At 62.7% G+C, this 1278-nt stretch carries 1 protein-coding gene and 1 pseudogene; one reads left to right on the top strand and one right to left on the bottom strand.

Annotation, left to right across the window (positions count from 1 at the left end; translation table 11 throughout):
* A pseudogene (locus EN742_RS35310) lies at window positions 1-563 on the bottom strand (PAS domain-containing sensor histidine kinase); the annotation flags it as partial.
* A 533-nt stretch (window positions 564-1096) separates the two neighbouring features.
* Between EN742_RS35310 and EN742_RS35305 the strand changes: the two are divergent.
* Window positions 1097-1278 (top strand): DUF5330 domain-containing protein (locus EN742_RS35305; protein ID WP_189375739.1); only part of this gene is annotated, 182 nt, incomplete at its 3' end.

Raw genomic sequence — 1278 nt, 5'->3', positions numbered from 1 at the left:
TCCTCAAGCCGGTCGCGGGCGAGCGACACCGGCTGGGTGTTGCCAGGATCACGGAGCGAATTCAGACGCGGGACCAGGGTCAACGCCCAGGCCAGCGGCAACAGCCAGTGCCAGGCGGCGATCCCGGCCGAGCCGAGCGGCAACAGCGGGCCGGCGAAAAGCTGCAGCAGGACGGCGCCGAGCGCGGACAGCGCGCCCCACAGGGCGGCGCGTCGCGAGCCGCCGATCCACCAGGCTTCGAACGGGAGCGTAAGCGCAAGCAGCGCGACCGGCGAGGCAAGACCGCCGGCGGCGAAGATCGCGCCTGCAAGAGCAAGGCCGCCGAACAAGAGCGCCGCCCGGCCGACGAGCGCCATCCGGCCGGATGCCGCAACCAGCAGCGCGGCGAACCAGCAAAGGCCGAAGGCGGCGAAGATCGCGGTCACCGTCACGGCGGCGCCAAGGCTCGAGGTGACCAGCGTCACCGCGGCGCCGGCGGCAAGGAAGGGGGCTGCCAGCATGACGCCGATGAAGCGGCGCTGGCGCAGGCGCTCGCCCACGCCCGTTATGGTCGGATGGACCATACGTTCGCAGCCGGCAGCCATCGCGCCAGGCAATTCAGCGTATCTGGCCGTAATCGAACTCAACGCACTCGCACCCGGTCGTGAACTGCCCTGCTTTTCGCAGGTCGCTTTTGCTTGCCCTGAGACTCGCATCCAGCGTTTAAGGAATGGATAAGGCTGACCCGGTCGACGCCCGGCCCACGGCAAATATTGAGACGCCGGCGCGGGAAAGCCCGGCGATCTCGCGCCATGGTAAACGGAGGGTTAGCCCCTGCAGGGGGAGGCGAGGTGCGCCAAACTTGACGACGACCGCATTTGATTTTCAAATCACCATTAAAAAACAAATAGTTATATGGTTATTGTAAAGTTAATGCAATCGATGAGATTTAAATGAAATCGATTGCAAAACCAATCCTTTCGAATTCGTTTAAAATTTGAGGTAAATTCCCTGCTTCCACGCAAGCCGTCCTTTGTGCGTGTGTGCCACGATCCAGCCCATAAAAGAGGTCATGCCGAAAGATGCATGATCCGGTCACGGACGAGAGGGCGTTGAGATGGGCTTTCTTATTAGAATGGCTTTCTGGTTTTCGCTGGTTCTTCTGGCGCTGCCGCTGAATGTCGGCACCGACGAGGCCGGACATGAGACCGTTGGGCCGATCCAGGCGCTGTTTGCGGCGCGCGAGGCGGTCGGCGACATAGCCGGCATCTGCGAGCGCAAGCCCGACGTGTGCGAGAC

The organism is Mesorhizobium sp. M4A.F.Ca.ET.020.02.1.1, assembly GCF_004022645.1.
In the GTDB taxonomy this organism is placed as follows: Bacteria; Pseudomonadota; Alphaproteobacteria; order Rhizobiales; family Rhizobiaceae; genus Mesorhizobium.
This window is presented reverse-complemented; position numbering and strand designations above follow the sequence as displayed.